The sequence below is a fragment of the Vibrio sp. 10N.261.51.F12 genome, assembly GCF_041471725.1.
Classification (GTDB): domain Bacteria; phylum Pseudomonadota; class Gammaproteobacteria; order Enterobacterales; family Vibrionaceae; genus Vibrio.
This window is the reverse complement of sequence record NZ_JBFROV010000060.1, coordinates 1-364: the sequence shown is the minus strand read 5'-3', so window position 1 is coordinate 364 and position 364 is coordinate 1. Positions and strand designations below refer to the sequence as shown.

The 364-nt window shown below is 53.0% G+C and carries 1 protein-coding gene; it reads left to right on the top strand.

The window, feature by feature from the left end; translation table 11 throughout:
- Positions 1 to 364: VCBS domain-containing protein (locus AB4405_RS24085; RefSeq protein WP_372063087.1), on the top strand; the 364-nt coding region annotated here is incomplete at both ends.

The following is a 364-nucleotide window of genomic DNA, read 5'->3' as shown; positions in this document are numbered from 1 at the left end:
TGCCAGCGGATGAAATGACCGATGAAGACACCTCGATCACCCGTGATGTACCGGAAGGCTCTGATGTGGATGGCACCGTGGCGTCTTACGCCTTAGCGACCGATATTCCAGATGGCAAAGGGTCATTGAGTTTCAACAATGGCACCTATACGTTCAACCCAGGTGAAGATTTCCAAGGCCTGACCGATGGTCAGAAGGAAGATGTGACCTTTACCTACGTTGCCATTGATAACGAAGGTTTGGCGAGCGAACCACAAACCATCACCATCACGGTGACGGGTACCAATGACAAACCGGTGGCGCTGCCAGCGGATGAAATGACCGATGAAGACACGTCGATCACCCGTGACGTACCGGAAGGCTC